This is a genomic window from uncultured Luteimonas sp., from assembly GCF_947492465.1.
Taxonomy (GTDB): domain Bacteria; phylum Pseudomonadota; class Gammaproteobacteria; order Xanthomonadales; family Xanthomonadaceae; genus Luteimonas.
Genome location: NZ_CANLNF010000013.1, coordinates 29,055 through 54,018 on the forward strand (window position 1 = coordinate 29,055; position 24,964 = coordinate 54,018).

Annotated in this window: 22 protein-coding genes and 2 pseudogenes; 9 read left to right on the forward strand and 15 right to left on the reverse strand. The window is 71.2% G+C overall.

Features of this window, described 5'->3' with window-relative positions:
• Positions 1 to 57: 57 nt before the first annotated feature.
• The 4 genes from Q0863_RS17635 to Q0863_RS17650 all read right to left on the reverse strand — a co-directional run bounded on the left by Q0863_RS17635 (position 58) and on the right by Q0863_RS17650 (position 5,678).
• Positions 58 to 1,473, reverse strand: a complete 1,416-nt coding sequence (locus Q0863_RS17635; protein ID WP_298581488.1) for a bifunctional enoyl-CoA hydratase/phosphate acetyltransferase — start codon at positions 1,471 to 1,473, stop codon at positions 58 to 60.
• 89 nt (positions 1,474 to 1,562) lie between these two features.
• Complete coding sequence (locus tag Q0863_RS17640; protein ID WP_298581490.1) at positions 1,563 to 2,426, reverse strand: universal stress protein; 864 nt, start codon at positions 2,424 to 2,426, stop codon at positions 1,563 to 1,565.
• The gene (locus Q0863_RS17645; protein WP_298581492.1) at positions 2,423 to 5,197 is read right to left on the reverse strand and encodes an HAD-IC family P-type ATPase; all 2,775 of its coding nucleotides are present in this window, start codon (positions 5,195 to 5,197) and stop codon (positions 2,423 to 2,425) included. Before Q0863_RS17645 ends, Q0863_RS17640 begins: the two co-directional genes overlap by 4 nt.
• Entirely contained in the window at positions 5,190 to 5,678 is a 489-nt protein-coding gene (locus Q0863_RS17650; protein WP_298581494.1) for a phasin family protein, read from the reverse strand. The genes Q0863_RS17645 and Q0863_RS17650 overlap by 8 nt, the downstream gene beginning before the upstream one ends.
• Before the next feature lie 247 nt (positions 5,679 to 5,925).
• Between Q0863_RS17650 and Q0863_RS17655 the strand changes: the two genes are divergently transcribed.
• Entirely contained in the window at positions 5,926 to 7,608 is a 1,683-nt protein-coding gene (locus Q0863_RS17655; protein ID WP_298581496.1) for a M28 family metallopeptidase, read from the forward strand.
• A 94-nt stretch (positions 7,609 to 7,702) separates the two neighbouring features.
• Here the strand turns inward: Q0863_RS17655 and prpF are convergent, their stop codons facing one another.
• The 7 genes and pseudogenes from prpF to prpB form a co-directional block, all read right to left on the reverse strand.
• Entirely contained in the window at positions 7,703 to 8,875 is a 1,173-nt protein-coding gene (prpF, locus tag Q0863_RS17660) for a 2-methylaconitate cis-trans isomerase PrpF (protein WP_298581531.1), read from the reverse strand.
• Between the two features lie 66 nt (positions 8,876 to 8,941).
• A pseudogene (locus tag Q0863_RS17665) lies at positions 8,942 to 9,292 on the reverse strand (rhodanese-like domain-containing protein); the annotation flags it as partial.
• A complete protein-coding gene (locus Q0863_RS17670) occupies positions 9,283 to 9,852 on the reverse strand; it encodes a hypothetical protein (protein WP_298581498.1) in 570 nt (189 codons plus the stop codon). The pseudogene Q0863_RS17665 and the gene Q0863_RS17670, both read right to left, overlap by 10 nt.
• Positions 9,853 to 9,879: 27 nt before the next feature.
• Positions 9,880 to 10,344, reverse strand: coding sequence for an SRPBCC family protein (locus Q0863_RS17675; protein WP_298581500.1), 465 nt, complete (start codon positions 10,342 to 10,344; stop codon positions 9,880 to 9,882).
• Between the two features lie 131 nt (positions 10,345 to 10,475).
• A complete protein-coding gene (gene acnD, locus Q0863_RS17680; protein WP_298581502.1) occupies positions 10,476 to 13,088 on the reverse strand; it encodes a Fe/S-dependent 2-methylisocitrate dehydratase AcnD in 2,613 nt (870 codons plus the stop codon).
• Between the two features lie 166 nt (positions 13,089 to 13,254).
• On the reverse strand, positions 13,255 to 14,412 hold the full coding sequence (prpC, locus tag Q0863_RS17685) for a 2-methylcitrate synthase (RefSeq protein WP_298581504.1): 1,158 nt from the start codon (positions 14,410 to 14,412) through the stop codon (positions 13,255 to 13,257).
• Between the two features lie 213 nt (positions 14,413 to 14,625).
• Positions 14,626 to 15,513: a methylisocitrate lyase gene (gene prpB, locus Q0863_RS17690; RefSeq protein WP_298581506.1), complete on the reverse strand. Its 888-nt coding sequence runs from the start codon at positions 15,511 to 15,513 to the stop codon at positions 14,626 to 14,628.
• 98 nt (positions 15,514 to 15,611) lie between these two features.
• On the opposite strand from prpB, the gene Q0863_RS17695 reads away from it, so the two are divergent.
• From Q0863_RS17695 to Q0863_RS17725, 7 genes are all read left to right on the forward strand, one after another.
• Positions 15,612 to 16,859, forward strand: a complete 1,248-nt coding sequence (locus tag Q0863_RS17695) for a citrate synthase family protein (RefSeq protein WP_298581508.1) — start codon at positions 15,612 to 15,614, stop codon at positions 16,857 to 16,859.
• 163 nt (positions 16,860 to 17,022) lie between these two features.
• Positions 17,023 to 17,817 (forward strand): ATP-binding cassette domain-containing protein, encoded by a 795-nt coding sequence (locus Q0863_RS17700; protein ID WP_298581510.1) that lies wholly within the window; start codon positions 17,023 to 17,025, stop codon positions 17,815 to 17,817.
• A 274-nt stretch (positions 17,818 to 18,091) separates the two neighbouring features.
• Positions 18,092 to 18,841: an MlaE family lipid ABC transporter permease subunit gene (locus tag Q0863_RS17705; RefSeq protein ID WP_298581512.1), complete on the forward strand. Its 750-nt coding sequence runs from the start codon at positions 18,092 to 18,094 to the stop codon at positions 18,839 to 18,841.
• A gap of 81 nt (positions 18,842 to 18,922) precedes the next feature.
• Positions 18,923 to 19,447 carry an outer membrane lipid asymmetry maintenance protein MlaD gene (gene mlaD / locus Q0863_RS17710; protein ID WP_298581514.1) on the forward strand — a complete coding sequence of 175 codons (525 nt, stop codon included), beginning with the start codon at positions 18,923 to 18,925 and terminating at the stop codon, positions 19,445 to 19,447.
• Positions 19,444 to 20,118, forward strand: coding sequence for an ABC transporter substrate-binding protein (locus tag Q0863_RS17715; protein WP_298581516.1), 675 nt, complete (start codon positions 19,444 to 19,446; stop codon positions 20,116 to 20,118). Before mlaD ends, Q0863_RS17715 begins: the two co-directional genes overlap by 4 nt.
• The gene (locus Q0863_RS17720; RefSeq protein ID WP_298581518.1) at positions 20,118 to 20,405 is read left to right on the forward strand and encodes an STAS domain-containing protein; all 288 of its coding nucleotides are present in this window, start codon (positions 20,118 to 20,120) and stop codon (positions 20,403 to 20,405) included. Before Q0863_RS17715 ends, Q0863_RS17720 begins: the two co-directional genes overlap by 1 nt.
• Before the next feature lie 32 nt (positions 20,406 to 20,437).
• Positions 20,438 to 21,550, forward strand: a complete 1,113-nt coding sequence (locus Q0863_RS17725) for a VacJ family lipoprotein (protein WP_298581520.1) — start codon at positions 20,438 to 20,440, stop codon at positions 21,548 to 21,550.
• A 19-nt stretch (positions 21,551 to 21,569) separates the two neighbouring features.
• On the opposite strand, the gene rmuC is transcribed toward Q0863_RS17725, so the two are convergent.
• The 4 genes from rmuC to Q0863_RS17745 form a co-directional block, all read right to left on the reverse strand.
• Positions 21,570 to 23,147 carry a DNA recombination protein RmuC gene (gene rmuC / locus Q0863_RS17730; RefSeq protein ID WP_298581521.1) on the reverse strand — a complete coding sequence of 526 codons (1,578 nt, stop codon included), beginning with the start codon at positions 23,145 to 23,147 and terminating at the stop codon, positions 21,570 to 21,572.
• A gap of 252 nt (positions 23,148 to 23,399) precedes the next feature.
• Complete coding sequence (locus Q0863_RS17735; protein ID WP_298581523.1) at positions 23,400 to 23,654, reverse strand: hypothetical protein; 255 nt, start codon at positions 23,652 to 23,654, stop codon at positions 23,400 to 23,402.
• A gap of 329 nt (positions 23,655 to 23,983) precedes the next feature.
• Entirely contained in the window at positions 23,984 to 24,244 is a 261-nt protein-coding gene (locus Q0863_RS17740; protein ID WP_298581525.1) for a DUF6429 family protein, read from the reverse strand.
• A 115-nt stretch (positions 24,245 to 24,359) separates the two neighbouring features.
• Positions 24,360 to 24,737 carry a hypothetical protein gene (locus Q0863_RS17745; protein ID WP_298581527.1) on the reverse strand — a complete coding sequence of 126 codons (378 nt, stop codon included), beginning with the start codon at positions 24,735 to 24,737 and terminating at the stop codon, positions 24,360 to 24,362.
• 42 nt (positions 24,738 to 24,779) lie between these two features.
• Between Q0863_RS17745 and Q0863_RS17750 the strand changes: the two are divergent.
• A pseudogene (locus Q0863_RS17750) lies at positions 24,780 to 24,964 on the forward strand (IS110 family transposase); the annotation flags it as partial.

Sequence of the window (24,964 nt, forward strand, 5' to 3'; positions counted from 1 at the left end):
CTTGCGCGCGAAGGGCTTTCGCGACCAAGGTCGCTCCCACGATAGAGGCGGGGCCAGTTACGGCGGCGTGGTGCGGTAGCGGTGCGCGAGCATCAGCGCGATCGCGCACGAGGCCATGCGCGATTCGCGCGAATCGGCGCGGCTGGTCAGCACCACCGGCACCTTTGCGCCGAGCACGATGCCGGCGCTGGCGGCGTCGCCCATGAACATCACCTGCTTGGCCAGCATGTTGCCGCTTTCCAGGTCGGGCACGACCAGGATGTCGGCCTGGCCGGCGACCTCGGAGACGATGCCCTTGGTGCGCGCGGCGGCGATCGACACCGCGTTGTCGAAGGCCAGCGGGCCGTCGAGCACGCCGCCCTCGATCTGGCCGCGGTCGGCCATCTTGCACAGTGCGGCGGCATCGAGCGTGGCCGGCATGGTCGGGGTCACGGTCTCGACTGCAGCCAGGATCGCGACCTTGGGCCGCTCCACGCCGATCACGTGCGCCAGCTCGATGGCATTGCGGATGATGTCGGCCTTCTGCGCCAGGTCGGGCGCGAGGTTGATCGCCGCGTCGGTGACGATGAACGGGCGCGGGTAGTGCGGCGTCTGCAGGACGAAGCAGTGGCTGACCCGGCGCTTGGTGCGCAGGCCCGTGGCCGAGGACACCACCGCCGCCATCAGCTCGTCGGTGTGCAGGCTGCCCTTCATCAGCGCCTCGACCCTGCCCTCGCGCGCCAGTTCGACCGCGCGCGCGGCGGCCGCGTGGCTGTGCGGCACGTCCTCGATCGCCAGGCCGGCGAGTTCCACGCCGGCCTCCGCGGCCGCGGCCTCGATCCGCGCGCGCGGGCCGACCAGCACCGGCTCGATCAGGCCGGCATCGCGCGCGTCGATCGCGCCCGACAGGCTCAATGCGTCACAGGGATGCACCACCGCCACGCGGATCGCTTCCATCGGCGCGACGTGGGCCAGCAGCCGTGCCAGGCCGTCGTTGCCGGCGGCATCGAGGCGGATCTCCGGCAGCGCGGTGCGCGCGCGTTCGATGCGCTCGTCGGGCGCGATCACCTGCGCCTCGCCCTCGATCACCCGCTTGCCGTCCTGGTTGGTGCAGCTGCAGGCCAGGGTCACGCAGCGTTTGCCGGGATCCAGCGCGGTCACCGTGACCTGGACGGTGAGCCTGTCGCCCAGTCGTACCGGCGCCAGGAAGCGCAGGGTCTGGCCGAGGTAGACCGTGCCCGGCCCCGGCAGGCGCGTGCCCAGCACCGCCGAGATCAGCGCGCCGCCCCACATGCCGTGCGCGATCACGCCGCTGTAGCGGGTGGAGGCGGCGAAGTCGGGATCGATGTGGGTCGGGTTGAGGTCGCCCGAGAGCACCGCGAACAGCTGGATGTCCTGCTGCGCGAGCGTGCGCTCGATGGTCGCGGTGTCGCCAATGGCGAGTTCGTCGAAGGTGCGGTTGCGCAGGATGCGCAGGTCGTCGTCAGGGGTCATGGGGCGCCATCATGCGGAACGTCGTGGGAGGGTGGCGTGCAGGTTGCCGGGGCGGCATCAGCAGGGCGCGTAACGGCGCGGTAAACGCATCAACCATGCACCACCAGCATGTCCGCCAGCACCGTGGTCAGCATGCGCCTGGCGACGCTGCCCACCACCAGTTCGTGGATCGCGCCGCGGCCGTGGGTCCCCAACACCACGAGGTCGGCGCCGACGCTGTCGACGTACTGCTGCACCAGGCGCGCCGGGTCGCCGTGCTCGACCAGCAGTTCCACGTCGTCGCCGATCCCGACATCGCGCAGGAACGCACGCCCCTCGGCACGCAGCTGCGCGCGCGTGTCGGCCAGAGCCTGGTCGCGGGTGGTGTCGAGCAGTCCCAGCATCGGCACCGAATAGCCGTGCAGTACCGTCAACGCGGCGGCAGGGAACAGTTCGCGCGCGCGCCGCAGCGCGAGACCGCAGGCTTCCGAGAAATCGCTGGCCAGCAGGAGGCGGCGATAGGGCCGGTGCGCACGCTCGTGCACCATCAGCAGCGTGGTCTCCGGCCGCCGCAGGAGCCGGTCCACGGTGGAACCCAGCACCGCCGGCCCCAGCGCGCCGCCGCGCACGGGGCCGGTCACCACCAGGGCCGGCACCATCGCATCGAGCAGCGCGGTCACCTGGTCGCCGGCCGTTCCCTCGCCCACGTGCACGTCCCAGCGACGCGACTCGCCCTCGAACTCGCGCTGCAGGCGCTGGCGCGCCAGCTGCGCGTCGGTCGGCTCGGTATACCAGCCCGGCAGGTCGTGGCGCGGCACGTTGCGCGCGGAGCGTTCGGCCGGCTCCACGACGGTGGCGGCGACCGCGCGACCGCGCGAGCCCCGGGCCAGCGCGATGGCGCGGTCGGTGGCGCGATCGCAGCGTGGCGCCAGGTCGGTGGCGAGCAGCAGGTTGCAGTCGGTGGCGGCGGTCATGCGGTGGCGTCCCCTGGCGTCGGCCCCGATCCTGCCACGGACCGCAGCTCGGCGAACACACCCAGGCGCCGCAGCAGCCACTTCTCGGCCTCGAGCAGCAGCAGCAGCGCCACGCCCACCGCCACGATGACCGCACCTTCCAGCAGCGGCACCGGGCGGCTGTCGAACAGCGCGTGCATCCACGGCAGGTAGGTGAAGCCCAGCTGCGCCGCCACCACCGCGGCGATCGCCCACAGCACCGCGGGCGTGCCGCGCAAGCCGCGCAACGAGAACGAGGTGCCGTGCAGGTAGCGCACGCTGAACAGGTAGAAGATCTCGAGCACGCAGAAGGTGTTGACCACCATGGTGCGCCCGGTTCCGACGTCGTGCCCGCGCGCCAGCGCCCAGTAGAAGACGCCGTACGCGGCCAGGCTGAAGAGGATCGACACCAGCACGATGCGCCACACCATGAAGGCGGAGACCAGCGGCGCGTCGCGGCGTCGCGGCGGTCGCGTCATCACCCCGGGTTCGGGCGGCTCGAACGCCAGCGCCAGGCCCAGGGTGATGGTCAGGACCATGTTGACCCACAGGATCTGCGGCGGCGTCATCGGCAGCACCGCGCCGAAGACGATCGCAAGCAGCACCGCCAGCGCCTCGCCGCCGTTGGTCGGCAGGGTCCAGGCGATGACCTTGCGGATGTTGTCGTAGATGCCGCGCCCCTCGTGCACGGCCGCGGCGATCGAGGCGAAGTTGTCGTCGGCCAGCACCATCTGGCTGGCCTCCTTCGCCGCCTCGGTACCCTTGTGGCCCATGGCGATGCCGATATCGGCCTGCTTGAGCGAGGGCGCGTCGTTGACCCCGTCGCCGGTCATGGCGACGGTGTGGCCGCGCGACTGCAGCGCGCGCACGATGCGCAGCTTGTGCTCGGGCGTGGTGCGGGCGAACACGCTGGCTTCGAGCGCCAGCGCCGGCAGGTCGGCCTCGGAGACGCCTTCGAGTTCCTGGCCGGTGACCACGCGCACCTCGTCGGCCAGGCGCAGCTGGGTGGCGATGGCCGCCGCGGTGGCGGCGTGGTCGCCGGTGATCATCTTCACCGCGATGCCGGCGCTCCGGCAGTCGGCCACCGCGCGGATCGCCTCCTCGCGCGGCGGGTCGATGAAGCCGACGGTGCCGACGAACAGCAGGCCTTCCACGTCCTCCAGCGCGAACCGCGCCGGCACGCGCTCCAGCCGCTTGCAGGCGAAGCCCAGCACGCGCTGGCCTTCGGCACCGGCCGCGTCGATGGCGCGTCGCCAGGCGTCCGCATCGAGGGGCTCGGCCTGGCCATCGCGCCCGGCCTGGGCGACGCTGAGCGCCAGCACCTGCTCGGGCGCGCCCTTGACGCAGACCAGGGCGCCGGCGCCGTCCGCATCGGCGTGCAGGGTGGCCATGAAGCGGTGCGCGGCATCGAACGGCACCTCGTCCAGGCGCGGATGCGCGCTGCGCAGCGCCGCGGCATCGAAACCCGCCTTGCCGGCCAGCGCCAGCAGCGCGCCTTCCATCGGGTCGCCGTCGACACGCCAGTGGCCGTCGTCGGACGGATGCAGCTGCGCGTCGTTGCACAGCAGCCCGATCCGCGCCACGCGCTGCGCCGCCGCCAGGGCGGGATCGCCGCCGTCCAGCGCGGCCAGCCGTCCCTGCGGCGCATAGCCGCCGCCGTCGGCCTCGACCCGTCCGGCGGTGGTGGCCACGCCGCGCGCGGTCATCTCGTTGCGGGTCAGGGTGCCGGTCTTGTCCGAGCAGATCACCGTGGTCGCGCCCAGCGTCTCCACCGCCGGCAGGCGCCGCACGATGGCGTTGCGCGCGGCCATGCGCCGCACCCCCATCGCCAGGGTGATGGTGATGACCGCCGGCAGGCTTTCGGGGACCACGCCCACGGCCAGGGCCACCACCACCATCAGCGCGTCCAGCCAGGCATAGCCGCGTGCGCCGACGGCGAACAGGAACAGCGCCGCGGCCGCGACCAGGGCGATCAGGGTGAAGCCACGGCCGAAACGCGCGATCTGCTGCAGCAGCGGCGTGGTGAGGGTCTCGACCTGGCCCAGCAGGGTGCCGATGCGGCCGATCCGGGTCTGCGTGCCGGTCGCCACCACCACCGCGGCCGCCTGCCCGGTCGCGACCAGGGTGCCCGAGTACAACATCGACGCGCGGCTGCCGAGGTCGGCATCGGCGGCGACCGGATCGACCTGCTTGTCGGCCGGCACCGATTCGCCGGTCAGCACCGACTCGTCCACCCGCAGCCCGCGCGCGCGCAGCAGGCGCGCGTCGGCCGGGACGCGGTCGCCTGCCTCCAGCAGCAGCACGTCGCCGGGCACCAGGTCCTCGACGGCCACCGTCGCGCGGTGGCCGTCGCGCAGCACCCGCGCCGACGGCGCCAGCATCGAGCGCAGCGCCGACAATGCCTGCTCGGCCCGGCCCTCCTGGACGAAACCGACCACCGCGTTGACCAGCACCACCGCGGCGATCACCCCGGCATCGACGTAGTGCGCGACCAGCGTGGCGATCGCCGCCGCGGCCAGCAGGAACAGGATCAGCGGATCGTTGAACTGGCGCAGCAGGCGCCGCCACGCGGGCACGCGCTGCGCGGGCGGCAGCGCGTTGGGGCCGTGCGCTTGCAGGCGGCGGGCGACCTCGTCCGCCGCCAGGCCCGCGTGGCCGGCTCCCAGCCGCGCCAGCGCCCGGCCGGCATCGATGGCGTGCCAGTCGTCCGCTGCGGACGCGTCCTGTGCGGCCGGGGCGCCGGGTTCAGCCACTCCGCTTGCGCGGGCCGGTCCCGCCGGCGCCGGCCGGCGTCATGGCGGCGATGCTCTGCTGCAGGTTCGACAGCAGCGTCTCCCACGATCCGGCGATGCCGGGGACGGCCCCGGCGTCGATGCCGGCCACCGCCCAGGCCTTGGCCAGGTCGCGCTGCCATTCCTGCAGCGCCTCGGCCAGGCCGCCGACGAAGGCCTGCTGGGCCTGCAGCGCCGACTGCGCCGCCGCCTCGCCATCGCCCGTGCGCTGCGCGGTCTGGCGCCAGAACGTCTCCATCGGCAGCGCCGCCAGCGCCTGCCAGTCGCCGGCCTGCAGCAGCCGGCTTGCCTGCGCCTGGAATTCGGCCGCGCTTTCGCCGGCCGCGCGCGTGCCCTGTTCCAGCCACTGCTGGCCGCCGTCCTGGAGCAGGCGGCCGAGCCGCGTCTGCAGGTCGAGATTGGCCTTCCACAGCGCCATCGGAAGATTGGAAGCCTTGTCCATGTCGTCACCTCGGGGGTCGATGTCGAATGCGGGTCGTGCCTGCAGCGCGCGCAGGACCCGTCGCCCGCGTACGGATGCGACAGGCCATGATCGCGATCGCAGCCGGTCGGGGCATTGACCGCGGTCAATCGTGGTGGCGCTGCATCCACTGCATCATAGACGCGGCGCGTTGCACCGGCGTGTGCGCGCGGTTGGCGCAGCGCGCACGCCGGTGCTAGCGTCCGCGCTGCCTTCCGGAGCCTGCTTGATGATCCGTCGCCCGATCGCCGTCCTGCTGCTGTCCGCCTGCCTGGCCGGCAGCGCCTGCCAGCGCGCGCCCTCGCCCGCCGATGCCGGCGACGCGGCGGCCGTGCCCGCGCCATCCACGCCGCGGCCGGCCAACGACACCGCCGCCGGCCAGCGCATCGAGGCCGACGTGCGGGCGCTCGCCGACGATGCGATGGACGGCCGCGAGGCCGGCACGTCGGGCTACGACCGCGCGGCCGAGTACGTGGCCAGGCGCTATGCCGAGCTGGGCCTGGCCCCGGCCGGCGACGCGGGCTGGTTCCAGGCGGTGCCGCTGCTGCGCGCGACGCTGCTCGCCGACGGTGCGCGTTTCGAGATCCGGCGCGGCTCGGAATCGCGCGCGCTGGCGTTCCGCGACCAGTTCCTGCCGGGGGTGAACTTCCACGCGCCCGAGTCCAGCCTCGAGGCGCCGGCGGTGTTCGTCGGCCAGGCCGTGCATGCGCCGGAAGTCGGCCACGACGATTTCGCCGGACTCGAGCTGGAGGGGAAGATCGCGGTGATGTTCGGCGGCGCGCCGGGCACCTTCGACGACACCCGCCGCGCCTTCCACGCCTCCCAGCGCGAGAAGCTGCGCAACGTGGTCGCCCGCGGTGCGGTGGGCGCGGTGTTCGTCAACACCGTCGACGACGAGGCGCGCGCGCCCTGGGCGCGCACGCTGCAGCACGCCGGCAAGCCGGCGATGCGCCTGCGCGACGACGCGGGCCGCGCCATCGACGGCTGGCCGCAGCTGCGGGCGACCGCGCTGGTCAGCGCGGCGGCCGCCGATGCGCTGTTCGAGGGCAGCGGGCAGACCGCCGCGGCCCTGTTCGAGGCCGCGCGCAGCGGCCAGCTCAACGGTTTCGACCTGCCCGGCACCCTGCACCTGGCCGGGCGCAGCCGGATCGAACCGCTGTCCTCGCGCAACGTGGTCGGCCGCATCGCCGGGGCCGATCCCGCGCTCGCGGCCGAGCACGTCGGCTACACCGCGCACCTGGACCACATCGGCAGCGGCGCGCCGGTCGAGGGCGACGCCATCTACAACGGCGCGCTCGACAACGCCCTGGGCGTGGCGATCATGCTGGAAGCCGCGCGCGAACTCGCCGCCGGCCCGGCGCCGAAGCGTTCGCTGCTGTTCGTCGCCCTGACCGCGGAAGAGAAGGGCCTGCTGGGCGCGGAGTGGTTCGCGCAGCGGCCCACGGTCGAGGGCACGCTGGTGGCCAACATCAACCTCGACATGCCGGTGCTGACCGCGCCCACCACCGACGTGGTGCCGATCGGCGTGGCGCACTCCACGCTGGCGGCCACGCTGGAGCAGGCCGCCGGCGAGGTCGGCGTGGCGCTGTCGCCCGACCCGTTCCCGGAGGAAGTGGTGTTCGTGCGCAGCGACCAGTACGCCTTCGTGCGCGCGGGCATCCCGGCGGTCTACCTGATGGGCGGCGTGGTCGGCGCCAATCCGCAGCAGGATCCGAAGCTGGCCACCACCTGGTTCCTGCGCAACTGCTACCACCAGCCCTGCGACGACATCGACCTGCCGATCCACTACGGCGACGCGGCGCGCATGGCGCGACTCAATGCGCGCATCGGCCAGCTGGTAGGCAACGATGCGCAACGGCCGCGATGGAACGCGGGGGATTTCTTCGGCGAACGGTTCGGCCGGAAGAACTGAGCGGCGTCGCTGTTGCGCCCTGCTCCTTCCCCCGCGCGAGACGGGGGAGTCGATCCCACGACGCGGGAGGAGGCCGGGCGCCGCGTCGGCGCAGCTAGTCCAGCGTCTCCGCCGGCACCCGCACCGCGCCTTCCATCAGCACGCGGGCGCTGCGGCTCATCACCGCCCTGGTCACCGTCCACTGCCCGTCGACCTGCGCCACCGCGGCGCCCACCTGCAGGGTGCCGGAGGGATGGCCGAAGCGCACCACCTCGCGCGGGCCGCCGCCGGCGGCGAGGTTAACCAGGGTGCCGGGCACCGCCGCGGCCGTGGCGATGGCCACCGAGGCGGTGCCCATCATCGCGTGGTGCAGCTTGCCCATCGACAGCGCGCGCACGTTGAGGTCGATGCCGGCGGCTGGCACGGGCTTGCCGCTGGACGCCACGTAATCGCGCGGCGGCGCGACGAAGGCGACCTTGGGCGTGTGCTGCCGCGACAGCGCCTCGTCCGGTGCGTTGATCAGGCCCATGCGCAGGGCGCCGGCAACCCGGATCGCCTCGAGCCTGGCCAGTGCGGCGCGGTCCTCGTTGATCGCCGGCTGCAGCTCGGTGCCCTCATAGCCGATGTCGGCGGCGTTGACGAACACGGTCGGAATACCGGCGCTGATCATCGTCGCCTGCAGCGGGCCGATGCCGGGCACGTCGAGCGTGTCGACCAGGTTGCCGGTGGGAAACATCGCGCCACCCGCCTCGCCCTCATCGGAAGGATCGAGGAACTCCAGCACGATCTCGGCCGCCGGGAAGGTCACGCCGTCGAGCTCGAAGTCGCCGGTCTCCTGCACCTGTCCGCCCACCACCGGCACCTGCGCCACGATGGTCTTGCCGATATTGGCCTGCCAGATGCGCACCGTGCAGCTGCCGTCGCGCGGCACCCGCGCCGGGTCGACCAGGCCACTGGCGATCGCGAACGGTCCCACCGCCGAGGACAGGTTGCCGCAGTTGCCGCTCCAGTCGACGAAGTCCGCGTCGATCGACACCTGGCCGTACAGATAGTCCACGTCGTGATCGGGCACCGTCGCGCGCGAGACGATCACGCATTTGCTGGTGCTCGAGGTCGCCCCGCCCATGCCGTCGGTCTGCTTGCCGTAGGGATCCGGCGAGCCGATGACCCGCTGGAACAGCCGGTCGCGCGCCTGGCCGGGCACGCGCGCGGCTTCGGGGAGGTCCTCCAGCCGGAAGAACACGCCCTTGGACGTGCCGCCACGCATGTAGGTCGCGGGAATGCGCAGCTGTCCGCCCGCCGCCGGCGCGCGCGACGCCTTCTGCGCGACCTCCCCGCTCCCCGCCTTCCAGCCGTTGAAGCCGCCGGCGACATGCGCCACGCGCTCCAGGCCCATGTCCTGCAGCGCCGCCGCCGCCAGCGCCGAGCGCCAGCCCGACTGGCAGTACAGGACGAAGCGCCGGTCTTCTCCGAACACCGGCTTGAAGTACGGACTGTCGGGATCGGCCCAGAACTCGAGCATCCCGCGCGGCGCGTGGAAGGCGCCGGGCACCATGCCTTCGCGTTCGAGTTCGCGTACGTCGCGGATGTCGACGAACTGCACGCCCGGATCGCCGAGCAGCGCCTTGGCGTCCTCCACCGGGATCGTGGCGATGCGCGCGTTCGCGTCCGCGACCAGTTGCCTGATGCCCTTCTTCAGTCCCATGGAATGTCCTGCGTTGCCGTGCGTTGTGGAAAAGCGTGGGGAGGCGGAAGCGGCGCGTCGAACAGCTCGCCCTGCGGCGGCGACGGCAGCGGCTGCCGCGCCAGCGTCTCGTACCGGTACGGATGACGGGCGACGGCGACCAGCTCGATCGCATCGACGCGCCACCGGATCGGCGACGGCAGCCAGCGCGAGCCTTCCTGCACGAACGGCGGCAGGTCGCACAGCGTGACATGCGGCGTATGGCTGCTGTCGTCGCCGATGCCTTCTGCCGCCATGGCCGCGCGCACCTCGGCGAGCAGCCGGGCGAAACCGGACGGCACCCCCCGGGCGCGCAGCAGCCAGCGATCGCCCAGGCTGACCCGGTTGAACAGCAGGTCGAAGGCGGGCGCGTGGAGCTGCGCCAGCACCCGTCGCAGCGCCGGTTCTCGATCGGCCGGGTCGCCCGACGAGAACGACTGGTGCAGGTTGGCGGCAGGCCAGCGGTCGCTGCCGGCATCCAGTCCCAGCGCCGGCAGGACCGCCTCGATCAGGCCGGCCGTCTCCGCGGGCGGGCGCGCCATCAGCGCCAGGCATCCGGCCTCCATCGCTCAGCCGCCGTCCGGGATTTCGGGCTCGACCAGCTTCGCCAGCATCTCCAGCGAATCGCGCCAGCCCAGGTAGCACATGTCGGTGGGAATCGCGGCGGGAATGCCGGCCTGCTCGATCTGCAGCTCGGTGCCGGCGACGCTCTTGCGCAGGGCGATCGTGACCTGCATGTCGCCGGGCAGCCCGGGACTGTCGAACGTGTCGGTGTGGACGATGCGCTCGTTCTCCACCAGTTCGACGAACTTCACCGTGAACGCATGGCTCGCGCCGGTGCCGAAGTTGGTGAACGACATGCGGTAGCCGCCGCCGACGCCCGGCTCGAAGGCGTGCATCTTCGCGGTGAAGCCGTAGGGCGGCAGCCAGCGCACCAGCGCATCGGGGTCGAGGAAGGCGCGGTACACGCGCTCGGGCGGCGCGGCCAGGATGCGGTGCAGGCGGACGGTACCGGGGGCGGCGTGATCGGTCATCGGGTGTCTCCGTTCGGGTTGGTGACGCTACGACGAACCGGCCCGCCGGTTTTCGACATCCGCCGACGTGCGTTCCACGTCGCCGCCACCTCCTGCCAGGCGTGCCCGGCGTGCGCCGCCCCGGGCACGGCTCAGGCCGCCTGCGAGGCCAGGAAATCCTGGGCGAAGCGCTGCAGCACGCCACCGGCCTCGTAGATCGACACTTCCTCGTCCGAATCCAGGCGGCAGGTCACCGGCACCTCGACGGTCTCGCCGTTGCGGCGGCGGATCACCAGGGTCAGCGTCGCGCGCGGGGTGCGGTCGCCGACCACGTCGAAAGTCTCGGTGCCGTCGATGGCCCAGGTGTGGCGCGTGTCGCCGCTGCGGAACTCCAGCGGCAGCACGCCCATGCCGATCAGGTTGGTGCGGTGGATGCGCTCGAAGCCCTCGGCCACGATCGCCTCCACGCCCGCCAGGCGCACGCCCTTGGCCGCCCAGTCGCGCGAGCTGCCCTGGCCGTAGTCGGCACCGGCCACGATGATCAGCGGCTGCTTGCGCGCCATGTAGGTTTCGATCGCCTCCCACATGCGCGTCACCTGGCCTTCGGGTTCGATGCGGGCCAGCGAGCCGGGCTTCACCTCGCCATCGACGGTCGCCATTTCGTTCACCAGCTTCGGGTTGGCGAAGGTGGCGCGCTGCGCGGTGAGGTGGTCGCCGCGATGGGTGGCGTAGGAATTGAAGTCCTCCTCCGGCAGGCCCATCTTCGCCAGGTATTCGCCGGCGGCGCTGTCGGGCAGGATCGCGTTCGAGGGCGAAAGGTGGTCGGTGGTGATGTTGTCGCCCAGCACCGCCAGCGGACGCATGCCGCGCAGCGTGCGTTCGCCGGCCAGCGCGCCTTCCCAGTAGGGCGGGCGGCGGATGTAGGTCGACTGCGGTCGCCAGTCGTACAGCGGGCTCACCGTCTCGCCCGACTCGACGCGCAGCTTGAACATCGGCCCGTACACGGCGCGGTACTGCTCGGGCTTGACGCTGGCCTTGACCACCGCGTCGATCTCCTCGTCGCTGGGCCACAGGTCCTTGAGCGTCACCGGATTGCCGTCGGCATCGACGCCCAGCGCGTCCTTCTCGATGTCGAAGCGCACGGTGCCGGCGATGGCGTAGGCGATCACCAGCGGCGGCGAGGCCAGGAAGGCCTGCTTGGCGTAGGGATGGATGCGGCCGTCGAAGTTGCGGTTGCCGCTGAGCACGGCCACCGAATACAGGTCGCGCTCGATGATCTCCTGCTGGATCTTCGGATCCAGCGCGCCGCTCATGCCGTTGCAGGTGGTGCAGGCGAAGCCGACGATGCCGAAGCCCAGCTGCTCCAGGTGCGGCAGCAGTCCCGATTCCTCCAGGTACAGCTGCACGGCCTTCGAGCCCGGCGCCAGCGAGGTCTTGACCCAGGGCTTGCGCGCCAGTCCCCTGGCCACGGCATTGCGCGCGAGCAGGGCGGCGGCGATGACGTTGCGCGGGTTGGAGGTGTTGGTGCAGCTGGTGATCGCGGCGATGATCACGGCGCCGTCGGGCATCAGGCCCGAAGCCTCCTCGACGCGGCCCGAGGCGAGCTTGGTCTCGTCCGCGATGCCGCGCTGGGCGAGGTCGCTGGTGGGCAGGCGCCGGTGCGGATTGGACGGACCGGCCATGTTGCGCACCACGCTGGACAGGTCGAAGTGCAGCGTGCGTTCGTACTGCGCGGTCGCCAGGTCGTCGGCCCACAGTCCCGCGGCCTTGGCATAGGTCTCGACCAGGGCCACCTGCTCGTCGGTGCGGCCGGTGAGGCGCAGGTAGTCGAGGGTGTTGTCGTCGATGAAGAACATCGCCGCGGTCGCGCCGTACTCGGGCGCCATGTTCGAGATCGTGGCCCGGTCGCCCACGGTCAGCGCCGCCGCGCCCGGCCCACGGAATTCCAGGTAGGCGCCGACCACCTTCGACTGGCGCAGGAACTCGGTCAATGCCAGCACCACGTCGGTGGCGGTGATGCCGGGCGCGGGCCTGCCGCCGAGCTCGACGCCGACGATGTCGGGCGTGCGCATCCACGAGGCGCGGCCGAGCATGACGTTCTCGGCCTCCAGGCCGCCCACGCCGATCGCGATCACGCCCAGCGCATCGACATGCGGGGTATGCGAGTCGGTGCCCACGCAGGTGTCGGGGAACGCCACCCCGTCCTGCACGTAGATCACCGGCGACATCTTCTCCAGGTTGATCTGGTGCATGATCCCGTTGCCCGGCGGGATCACGTCGACGTTCTCGAACGCCTTGCTGGTCCAGTCGATGAAATGGAAGCGGTCTTCGTTGCGCCGGTCCTCGATCGCGCGGTTCTTGCCGAAGGCCTGCGGATCGAAGCCGCCGCACTCCACCGCCAGCGAGTGGTCGACGATCAGCTGCACCGGCACCACCGGATTGACCTGCGCCGGGTCGCCGCCCTGCTCGGCAATGGCATCGCGCAGCCCGGCCAGGTCCACCAGCGCGGTCTGGCCGAGGATGTCGTGGCAGACCACGCGCGCCGGGAACCAGGGAAAGTCGAGCGTGCGCTCGCGACGTACCAGCTGGCCGAGGTAGTCGTCGATGCGCGCCGGATCGGCGCGACGCACGATGTTCTCGGCATGCACGCGCGTGGTATAGGGCAGCTTCGCCCAGGCGCCGGGCTGCAGCGCTTCGACCGCTGCGCGCGCGTCGAACCAGTCGAGCTGGGTACCGGGGAGGGATTTGCGGTGCTGGCTGTTCATGGCTGGCTCGAAACCGGATGGGTCGGGGCGGTTCCTTTCCCCGCAAGCGGGGGAAGTGCCCGAAGGGCGATGGGGGCGCGCGCGCAGCGCGCGTCGGGGCAGCGATGCGACGCTGGCCCCCACCCCGGCCCTCCCCCGCACGCGGGGGAGGGAGCGATGCGGCGGCTCAACCGCGCTGGTCGATCGGCACGAAGGCCTGGTCTTCCGGCCCGGTGTAGTTGGCGCTCGGACGGATGATCTTGCCGTCGATGCGCTGTTCGATCACGTGTGCGCTCCAGCCGGAGGTGCGCGAGATCACGAACAGCGGGGTGAACATGTCGGTCGGCACGCCCATCACGTGGTAGCTGACCGCGCTGAACCAGTCGAGGTTGGGGAACATCTTCTTGATGTCCCACATCACCGATTCCAGGCGCTCGGCGATGTCGTACATCTTCGTGCTGCCGGCCTCGACCGAGAGGTCCTTCGCGACCTGCTTGATCACCTTGTTGCGCGGATCGGACACGGTGTACACCGGGTGGCCGAAACCGATCACCACTTCCTTGCGCTCCACGCGCGCGCGGATGTCGGCTTCCGCCTCGTCCGGGCTGTCGTAGCGCTTCTGGATCTCGAACGCGACTTCGTTCGCGCCGCCGTGCTTGGGTCCGCGCAGCGCGCCGATGCCGCCGCAGATGGCCGAGTACATGTCCGAGCCGGTACCGGCGACCACGCGGCTGGCGAAGGTGGAGGCGTTGAACTCGTGCTCGGCGTACAGGATCAGCGAGGTGTGCATGGCGCGCACCCAGCTGTCCTTCGGCTTCTGCCCGTGCAGCAGGTGCAGGAAGTGGCCGCCGATCGAATCGTCCTCGGTCTCCACCTCGATGCGCTTGCCGTTGTAGGCGTAGTGGTACCAGTACAGCAGCATCGAACCCAGCGAAGCCATCAGCTTGTCGGCGATGTCGCGCGCGCCGGGGTGGTTGTGGTCGTCCTTCTCCGGTTTGACGCAGCCGAGCACCGACACGCCGGTGCGCATCACGTCCATCGGATGGCTTGACGGCGGCAGCTGCTCCAGCGCCACCTTCACCGCCGCCGGCAGTCCGCGCAGCGCCTTCAGCTTCGTCTTGTACGCGGCCAGTTCGGCGCGGTTGGGCAGCTTGCCGTGCACCAGCAGGTGCGCGATCTCCTCGAACTCGGACGTGGTGGCGAGATCCAGGATGTCGTAGCCGCGATAGGCGAGGTCGTTGCCGGTGCGGCCCACCGTGCACAGCGCGGTGTTGCCGGCGGCGGTCCCGGACAGGGCGACGGACTTCTTCGGCTTGAATGGCGTGGCGGGAATGGCTTCGCTCATGTCGGGTGTCTCCTGGAGTGCGTCAATGCGTGTGCTGAGGGAAGGCGGCGGCCGATGCCGCACCGGATGTCCGCTTGCGCCGGAGCGCTGCGTTGGAAGGACTGAAGTGGCGGTGCCGCCACGCCATAACGCGCCGGAGGGGGGACGCGGGCACGACGCGCGTCGTGTCCGCCCCGCCGGCCGACCATGCGGCCCACGGGCCGGCGGCGGTGTTCATTTCTTCGCCGCGAACAGCGCGTCGAGCTTCTGCTCGAAGGCGTGGTAGCCGATGCGGTCGTACAGCTCGTTGCGGGTCTGCATGGTGTCGACCACCGCTTTCTGGTGGCCGTCGCGTCGGATCGCCTCGTACACGGTCTCGGCCGCCTTGTTCATGGCGCGGAACGCCGACAGCGGATACAGCTGGATCGCAACGCCCGCCGAGGCCAGCTCGTCGCGGGTGAACAGCGGCGTCGCGCCGAACTCGGTGATGTTCGCCAGCACCGGCACCTTCACCGCATCGACGAAGCGGCGGTAGGTGTCGAGGTCGTAGGCGGCCTCGGCGAAGATGCCGTCGGCGCCGGCCTCCACGCAGGCGATGGCGCGTTCGATCGCCGCGTCCACGCCGTCGACCTGGATGGCGTCGGTGCGCGCGATCAGGAAGAAGTCCGGATCGGTCTTCGCATCGGCCGCGGCCTTGACCCGGTCGACCATCTCGCCCTGGCTCACGATCTCCTTGCCGGGACGATGGCCGCAGCGCTTGGCGCCGACCTGGTCCTCGATATGGCAGGCGGCCGCGCCGGCCTTGATCAGCGACTTGATCGTGCGCTCGATGTTGAACGCGCTGGGGCCGAAGCCGGTGTCGATGTCGACCATCAGCGGCAGCTCGCACACGTCGGTGATGCGGCGCACGTCGATGAGCACGTCCTCGAGCGTGTTGATGCCGAGGTCGGGCAGGCCCAGCGAACCCGCGGCCACGCCGCCGCCGGACAGGTAGATCGCGCGGTAGCCGGCGCGCCTGGCGAGCAGCGCGTGGTTGGCGTTGATGGCGCCGACGACCTGCAGCGGCGATTCGGCGGCGAGGGCGGCGCGGAAGCGCGCGCCGGCGGAAACGATGGCGGACATGGCGGCCTGCGGGGTGGCGACGGGGATTTCCCGGTGGACGGCAATGTGGCACCCTTCGTCGGGTTGATCAATCTTGATTGAACGGATCAAGCTGAGCCATGCCCAAGCCCCGTCCCGCCGACGGCGACCTGATTCCCGCGCCCGAGGCCTGCGCCCGGCTCGGGATCAGCGCCGCCACCCTGTACGCCTACGTCAGCCGCGGGCTGATCGAGTCGCGGCCCGGTCCCGACCACCGCAGCCGGGTCTACCTGCGCCGCGACATCGAGCGCCTGGCCCAGCGCAAGAAGGCCGGGCGCGGGGCTGCGCGGGGCGCCGCGCAGAGCTTGGACCGCGGCCTGCCGGTGATGGAGACGGCGATTTCGCTGATCCGTCCCGACAGCCCCTATTACCGCGGCCGCGCGGCGGTGGCGATGGTGCGCGCGGGCGACACGCTCGAGGATGCCGCGCGCCTGCTCTGGGATTGCGGCGAACTCGATCCCTTCGATCCGCTGCCGGCGGATCCGTGGCCGGCGCGGGTGGCACCGATCGCCAGCGATGCGTCGCTGCCACCGCTCAAGCGGGCGATGGCGGCGATCCCGCTGCTGGCGGTGGACCAGCGCGACTCGCTCAACGCCGCGCCCGCCGCCCGGCGCCGCATCGCCGCCACCCTGCTGCGCCAGAACGCCGCCCTGCTGGTGGCCGGCACGCCCGACGCGCGCCCGGTGCACCGCCTGCTCGCCGACGCCTGGCGGCCCGGCGACGAGGCCTTCGCCGACCTGGTCCGCGCCGCGCTGGTGCTGTGCGCCGACCACGAACTCAACGTGTCCGCGTTCGCCGCGCGCGTGGTCGCCTCCACCGGCGCCCACCTGCACGGCACCGTGTGCGCCGGCCTGGCCGCGCTCTCGGGTCCGCGCCATGGCGGCGCCACCGCGCGCGCCTATGCGCTGATCGCCGATGCCGCCGCGGCCGGCTCGCCCGCCGGCTTCATCGGTGAGCGCTGGCGCCGCGGCGACGAACTGCCCGGCTTCCACCACGTGCTCTATCCCGACGGCGATCCGCGCGGCGCCGAGGTGCTGGCGATGCTGCGCCGGCATCGCGCCGGCGATCCACGCATGGCGCATGTCGATGCGCTGGTGCAGGCCGCGGCCGAGACCAGCGGCCGCCTGCCCAACATCGACGGCATGCTCGCGGCGATCTGCTACGTGCACGGACTGCCGGAAACGCCGGCGCTTGCGATCTTCGCCGCCGGGCGCCTGGCCGGCTGGCTGGCGCACGCGCAGGAACAGCAGGCCGCGGGCCGCCTGATCCGGCCGCGCGCCCAGTACAACGGCGTGCTGCCCGAGACGCTGCCCGCCGCGGTGGAGTGAGCGGCCCGCGTCCGGCTGCGCCATGCGGCGGCGAACGGTGCCGCGCCGCCACCCGCGTCGCCTGCCGTGCGCAACGCGCCGGACCGTGACGGCTACGTCGAGGTTCAGCCGCAGCCCCCCATGCTGTCCGGCTGCCGGGTTGCACCTGCCACTCGTCGCGCCCATGACCGACGCCCCCAACGACACCATTGCCGTGCGCTTCGACGCCGTCCGCCTGGACCGTGGCGGACGCACGATCCTGTCCGGCATCGACCTGTCGGTGCCGCGCGGCAGCGTCACCGCCGTGCTCGGCCCATCGGGCTGCGGCAAGTCGACGCTGCTGGCGGCGCTTACCGGCGAACTGGTCCCGGCCGCGGGCCGGGTCGAGGTCTTCGGACGCGAGGTGCCGCAGCGCCAGCGCGAACTGCTCGCGCTGCGCAAGTCGATCGGCGTGCTGCTGCAGGGCAACGGCCTGCTCACCGACCTGACCGCGGCCGAGAACATCGCCCTGCCGCTGCGCGCGCACACGAAGCTGCCGCGCGAGGTGATCGACCGGCTGGTGGAAATGAAGCTGCACGCGGTGGGCCTGCGCTCGGCCGCCGACCTGTACCCGCGCGAGCTCTCGGGCGGCATGGCGCGGCGGGTGGCGCTGGCCCGCGCGATCGCGCTCGACCCGCCGCTGATGGTCTACGACGAGCCGCTGACCGGGCTGGACCCGATCGCGTCGGGGGTGATCATGAACCTGATTTCCGAGCTCAACGACCGGCTGGGCCTGACCAGCATCGTGGTCACCCACCACGTCCACGAGACCCTGCCCATCGCCGACCGCGCGGTGGTGATGGCCAACGGCGGCATCGTGTTCACCGGCACGCCGGAACAGCTGCAGGCCAGCGACGATCCGCTGGTGCGCCAGTTCCTGCGCGGCGAACCCGACGGCCCGATCGCCTTCGACAGCGCCCCGCGCACGGCGGCCGCGTGAGCGTGATCGCCATGCATCCCGTCGCCGGCCTTGCCCCCCTCCCGGCCTCCCCCCGCAAGCGGGGGGAGGAGACAGGTGTCCGCTCCATTTCCCGCCCGCGGGGAGAAACAAGCATCCGCTCCATCTCCCCCGCGCGGGGAGACAAGACTGGCCTCGGCTCGCTCCGGCGCATGCGCGGGCAACCGCGCCTCCGCTCCCTCCCCCGCAGCGCGGGGGAGGGTTGGGGTGGGGGTGCGTCCGCCACCGCGATGCCGCCCGCACGGAGCGCCCCCTGATGCCGCTCGCCTCCGCCCTGCGCTCGGTCGGTCGCGCCGGCCTGTTCTCGCTCTCGGTGCTGCGCGCTTCCCGGCCGACCGCCGACTTCTTCGCCGAGCTCATCCGCGAGATCTACAAGATCGGCGCGCGCTCGCTGCCGATCATCGCCGTCGGCGGCGCCTTCGTCGGCCTGTCGCTGACCCTGCTGGGCTTCCGCGCCCTGGAAACCTATGGCGCGTCCAACCAGGTCAGCGTGCTGATCGGCCTGGGCCTGTACCGCGAGCTGGCGCCGGTGCTGACCGCGCTGCTGTTCGTCGGCCGCGCCGGCAGCTCGATCGCGGCCGAACTGGGCCTGATGCGCGCCACCGACCAGATCACCGCGCTCGGCCTGATGGCGATCGACCCGGTCGGCAAGGCGGTGGCGCCGCGCTTCTGGGCGGCGGTGCTGACCGTGCCGCTGCTGGTCGGCTTCTTCGCCACCTTCGCGATCGCCGCCAGCTGGTTCCAGGCGGTGCAGGTGCTGGGCATCGACAACGGCACCTTCTGGCAGACGATGAAGGACGCGGTGGATTTCCGCAGCGACTTCGTCCCCGCCTTCGTCAAGGCCGCCGTGTTCGGCGGCACCGCGGCGCTGGTCGCCTCCTACGTGGGCTACCACGCCGAACCCACCATCGAGGGAACCTCGGTCGCCACCACCCGCGCGGTGGTCAACGCCTCCCTGCTGGTGCTGATGTTCAACTTCGTGCTGTCGGCCTTCCTGTTCCGGTGATCCGCATGCGCCGCGTCCAGTGCCCGACCCGTCCCTTCGCAACGTGCAACCCGCCGCGACCCGCGGCGACGAGGTAACCCAATGGCAACCCGTGGCCCCCGTCTCGAATTCGCCGTCGGCGCCTTCCTGGTCCTCGCGCTGGCCTCGCTGCTGGTGCTGGCCATCGCCTCCACCAACGGCCGCTTCGGCTTTTCCGCCGACAGCTACGAGCTGACCGCGCGCTTCACCCAGGTCGGCCAGCTGCGCCCCAACGCCCCGGTCAAGATCGGCGGCGTCACCATCGGCCGCGTGGCGAGGATCGACCTGGACCCGGAGAAGTTCGACTCTATCGTCACCCTGGCCATCGACAGCCGCTTCGACGCGATCCCGATCGACACCTCGGCCGGCATCCTCACCGGCGGCCTGCTCGGCGAAAGCTACGTGGGCCTGCAGCCCGGCGGCGACATGGAAGTGTTCAAGCCAGGCGAGGAACTGGTCTTCACCACGCCGGCCGTGGACCTGATCCAGATGGTCGGCAAGTACATGTTCAGCGGCGGCGGCGACAATGCCGCCGCCGGTGATGCGCAACCCGCGCCCTCCGCTCCGGAAGAAGGAACGACCCCATGACCCCCCGCCTCCCCCGCCACGCCCTCGCCCTGGCCCTGGCCGCGACCGTGCTCGCCGCCGCCCCCGTGCTGTCCTTCGCCCAGGCCCAGACGCCGCCGGCGGCGGCCGCCAACATGCAGGGCTCGCCCAGCGAGCTGGTACTCGAGAACACCCGGCGCGTGCTGGAGACGCTCGAGTCGCGCCGCGCCGAGTTCACCCGCGACCGCGCCGCCCTGCAGCGCTTCGTCAGCGGCGAGTTCGACAGCATGTTCGACCGCGACTACGCCGCGCGCCAGGTGCTCGGCCGCCACGGCCGCGGCGCGTCGGACGCCGACATCAAGGCCTTCGGCGACGCGCTCGCCGACAACCTGATGCGCCGCTACGGCTCCTCTCTGATCGACTTCAACACCCGGCTGCGGGTGCGGATCAAGTCCGAGACGGCGCTGCCGCGCGGACTCGGCGTCAAGGTCTCCAGCGAACTGCTGCGCCAGGGCGGCGAGCCGATCCCGGTCGATTACCTGATGCGCCGCGCCGGCGGCGGCTGGCGCGTGTTCGACGTGATGGTCGAGGGCGTGTCGTTCGTGCAGACCTTCCGCCAGCAGTTCGACAGCGAACTGCAGCGCAAGTCGATCGCGCAGGTGGCGAGCGAACTGCGCAGCGGCCAGATCTCGGCCGACGCCGGCACCAACTGATGCCCGACGCGGCCTCGGTGCGGCGCGACGGAAGCGCGCTGGCGTTCGCCGGCGCGCTCTCGCGCGATGCCGTGGCCGCGCTCTGGCCGCAGTCCCTTGCCCTGGTTGCGGGCGTGGAACGCTTCGATCTGTCGGCGGTGTCGCGTGTCGACAGCGCGGGCCTTGCCCTGCTGGTGGAACTGGCGCAACGTGGCGGCGCCGTGTCGGTCACCGGCGATCCACCCGGACTCGATGGCCTGCGCCGCGCCTACCGGCTGTCCCCCACCCTGAATTTCGCGCGGGCATGAAGTCCGCGACGCATCCTCGACGGACCGTTCCGATGACCTTGCCACTGCGCCTCTCTCCGCGCCTCTCCCCGCGCCTGTCGCTGTTCCTGCCGCTGCTGTTGCTGGCCGCCTGCGCCGGTGGCGGCGGCGCCCGCCCGTCCGCGGCCGACGGCGCCCGGATCGCACCACCGGTCGCTGCCGGCAGCACGACCGCCAGCGCCCCGGAAGCCGCTCCGGTGACGGCGCTGGCGACCGGCACCGTCGCCGCGACCGAAGCACCGTCGATGCCCGCGGCCGTGCCCGCGCCTGCGGACCCGGCGATGCCGCAGGCCGTGGACGCACAGTCCGTCGCGACGGCGGATCCGACCCAGGCCGAACTCGACTACGCCGCGATCTACGGGCAGTCGCCCTACGATCCCGTGGCCGACCCGAGCCTGCCCGCACCCGCGCAGCTGCCGTCCAGCTACGACCCCTGGGAGAACTGGAACCGCAAGGTCCACCGCTTCAACAACGCAGTCGACCGCACCGTCGCCACGCCGCTGGCCAAGGCCTACGTCAAGGTCGTGCCGCGACCGGTGCGGCTGGGCGTGGGCAACTTCTTCAACAACCTCGGCCAGCCGGTCAGCGCGCTCAACGCGCTGCTGCAGGGCCGGCCGAAGCAGGCCGGACAGTCGCTGGGGCGGTTCCTGCTCAACGCCACCGTCGGCGTCGGCGGGCTGTTCGACCCGGCCACCGCGGCCAACATCCCCAACCGCAGCGAGGACTTCGGCCAGACGCTCGGCGTGTGGGGCTGGAAGAACTCGCGCTACGTCGAACTGCCCCTGTTCGGGCCGCGCACCCTGCGCGACACCTTCGGCCTGGTGGGGGACGCGCCGCTGTCGCCCACCCGCCAGATCGAGGACGACGGCACCCGCTTCTTCCTGCAGGGCCTGCAACTGGTGGACCTGCGCACCCAGCTGTTCGCCGTCGATGCGATGCGCGAAGGCGCGGCCGACGAGTACGCGCTGGTTCGCGATGCCTGGATGCAGCGCCGCCACTACCAGATCCAGTCAGACCGCCGCAGCGAGCAAGCCGACGAATTGCCGGACTACCTGCTCGACGACGAAGCCAATCCCACGGTTCCGGTCGACGTCATGCCGATCGTGCCGCTCTCGCCCACGCCCTGAGCCGGGCCCGCGCCGCCCGCTAGGAGTCGTCGCCCGCCGCCGGCTCCGGCGCGTCCTCTCCCTCGGGATCGGAATCCGCGCCGAGCAGCGCCTGCGACTGCTCCGCCGACAGCGACTCCACGCCGCGCAGGCGGCGCTCGATGGTGCGGGTCTTGCGGCTGGCCTCGCCCAGGCTGCGCCCGACCGTGCTGACCTGCTTCTCGGCCTTCTCGAGAATGCCGGCGAACTTGCCGAACTCGCCCTTCACCGCACCCAGCAGCTTCCACACCTCGCTCGAACGCTGCTCGATGGCCAGGGTACGGAACCCCATCTGCAGGCTGTTGAGCAGGGCGGTGATCGTGGTCGGCCCGGCGATGACGATGCGGTGTTCGCGCTGCAGCGCATCCACCAGGCCGGGCCGGCGGATGGTCTCGGCGTACAGTCCCTCGGTGCACAGGAACATCACCGCGAAATCCGTGGTGTGCGGCGGCACCACGTACTTGTCGCTGATCGACCTGGCCTGCAGCCGGATCACCCGCTCGAGCTGCATGCCGGCCACGCGCACCGCTTCGACATCGCCCGCCTCCTGGGCATCGAGCAGGCGCTCGTAGTCCTCGCGCGGGAACTTGGCGTCGATCGGCAGCCACACCGGCACATCATCATTGCCGCGACCGGGCAGCTTCACCGCGAAGTCCACCGCTTCGGCCGACTCCGGCCGCACCCGCACGCCGCGCGCGTACTGCTCGGCCACCAGGGTCTGCTCGAGGATGTTGTCCAGCTGCACCTCGCCCCAGCCGCCGCGCGTCTTGACGTTGCTGAGCACGCGCTTGAGGTCGCCCACCCCGGTCGCCAGCGCCTGCATCTCGCCCAGCCCGCGCTGCACCTGCTCCAGCCGCTCGGAGACCAGCTGGAACGACTGACCCAGGCGCGTCTCCAGCGTGGTCTGCAGCTTTTCGTCCACGGTCGCGCGCATCTGCTCGAGCTTCTGCGCGTTGTCGGCCTGCAGCCGCTGCAGCTGCTGGTCGAGCGTGGCGCGCATCTCGCCGATGCGCTGCTCGCTGCGCTGGGTGAGTTCGGACAGGCGCAGGCCCAGCGTCTCGGCAAACCGCTGCTGCTGCCCGCCGGCTTCCTCGCGCGAACGCACCATCTCCTCGCCCAGCCCCTGCCGCAGCGCCGCCATGCCGGCGTCCACGCGCGCCACCAGTTCGGCCTGCTGCTGCCCGAAGGCGTGGATCCGCGCCTCCTGCTGGCGGCCGAACGCGTCCATCTGTTCGCGCATCTCCTGCAGCCGCTCGCCCAGCGTCGCGCCGAAGCGGTGCTGCTGTTCGGCATGCTCCACCCGCGCCCTGCGCGCGTCCTCGGTCAGCGCCTCGCGCAGCACGTCCAGCCGCTGGTCGGTGCGCGTGGCCAGGTCGTCCAGCCGCCGGCCGAACGCATCGATCCGCAGTTCCTGCGCCGCCGACAGGCTGTCGAGCTGCTGCCGCAACTCGCCCCGGCCCTCGCGCTGCTCCTCGCGCAGCGCCCGCTCCAGGTCCTGCCCGGGACGGCGCAACACCAGCACCGCAAGCAACCCCACGGTGAGCAGCAACAGCCCGGCAATCGCGATCAGCAAGGTCATCGAATCCATGCCGACAGTCTAGGGCGTCACAGTCTCAGTGGACGATCCGGATCGGGCCGACGGAACAGGTGGAAGCCTCCCGTCGTGGCGGGCCATGCAAGAAGTTCGCGCGAGTGGCGAGCCCTTGCGTGGCAGCCGATGTGGGCGAAGGGCCCGACCGGCTCCAGCAGTGGACATCTGCGCCAAGGCGTGTCGTCCACCGCCCGCCAAGTGATGGCGCGGTCCCCGTCTAGGACATGCGCAAGCCTCGGCTCACCGCCCAAGCGACCAGATCACCACGCTGCCGATCACCAGAAGCAAGGCCGCACCCAGTGCGATGAGCGGGCCGCGCCACTGCCGCCAAGGCTTCTCCCCGGCCGCCAGCAGGGCCGGATGGCGATACACCAGGTACGCAATGACAATCCACCCGGCACTGCCCAGCATCCCCGACAGCCCCGGAAACTTCTGCAGGGATGCGAAGGCCAGCACCGCACAGGCCAGGGCGGTCCAGCTGGAATGGCGTTGCAACGGACTGACTCTCGTACCCATGCGGTTCCCTCGGAGGCTGCGGTTGCCGGATCCTACGCGCCTGTCCCCGGACGTGCTTGCTTCACGAACGCTGGTGATCTTCAACGCGCGCAACGCAGCATTCGAAGAGTTGGGACTTGATCATGACAAGGGTCGGCTTCTTTACCGGAAAAGCGGGAGTTGCGCGAAGTGCCCTTGGGAAACGCCACCACTTCCAGAAGCACGCTGGCACCCGGGTCAAGCCGACGCACGTGATGGAGAGAAGCAGGTGGCGATCCTAGCCTGCCATCCCGTTTTCGTGACGAAGTGGCTTCGACTTGAACGCATTCTCAGGTATCGCGTTGCTGACCAGGGCCATCGTCTTCGGAGGTTCCAAAGAGTCTCCTGGCAAGCTCCAGCCCGCGCTGCATTCCAGCTTCCGTGAGCTGCACCGACTTTTGCGGGCCCACCGGATTGAACAGGTAGCCGGCGTCGTGGAGGCGGTTCATGACGTCGAACTCATAGCCCTTCCAGGCGCTGTTTGTGTTGAAGAGATGGGCTGCAAGAAGCGCCAGGACCGCGTCGTCAATTCGGGACTGATCGTATGCCATGTCCGAACATTAGGCCTGCTCCGGAGGATGCGCAACGTCCGCGGTCTACGCCAGAACTGAGCCGACCCGCAACGCGGGTTCGCCATGGGTGAATTGGCGGGTCACGGACTTGTTGTCAGCTGCCTGGCGTCCGAAAAGGCCAATGCCGAGCACCGAGCGAGAAGAATCCCGGCACCTTGCCCGTAACGGCAACCCAGGCAAGGACCACGAAAATGTAGCCGCACAACAGGCTGACAGCCACGCCAGACAGTGGCACCGGGAACTTCCCGGTTTGCAACCACTCGCGGCCGACGCCCCAGGCAGCCAAGGCGGACGCCGCGAGGAACACCCAAACAAGTAGCCGGGCCCACCAAGAGACTGTCATCGGAGGGCTAGAGGTCTTCATATTGGCACCTAACGCTTGAATGAAGCCGACCCGCGACGCGGTCGGGCTTGAATGAGTAAAAAGGAGACTTCCCGCTTCAGCGGCAAGCCGCTCGGCATCGAGTGCCATGATTGTGTTTCGACGAACAATCAGATGAAGGGGAAGTCTCCAATGGGCACTATAACCATGGGCGTGGACCTGGCAAAGCAGGTGTTCTCGGTGGCCGAACTCGATGGATCGGGCCGGGTCCGCCAGCGCCGGGACCTCAAGCGCGAAGCCTTCGCCGCCTGGCTGGGCCAGCAGCCGCCCGGCACCATCGTGGCGATGGAGGCCTGCAGCAGCGCCCACCACTGGGC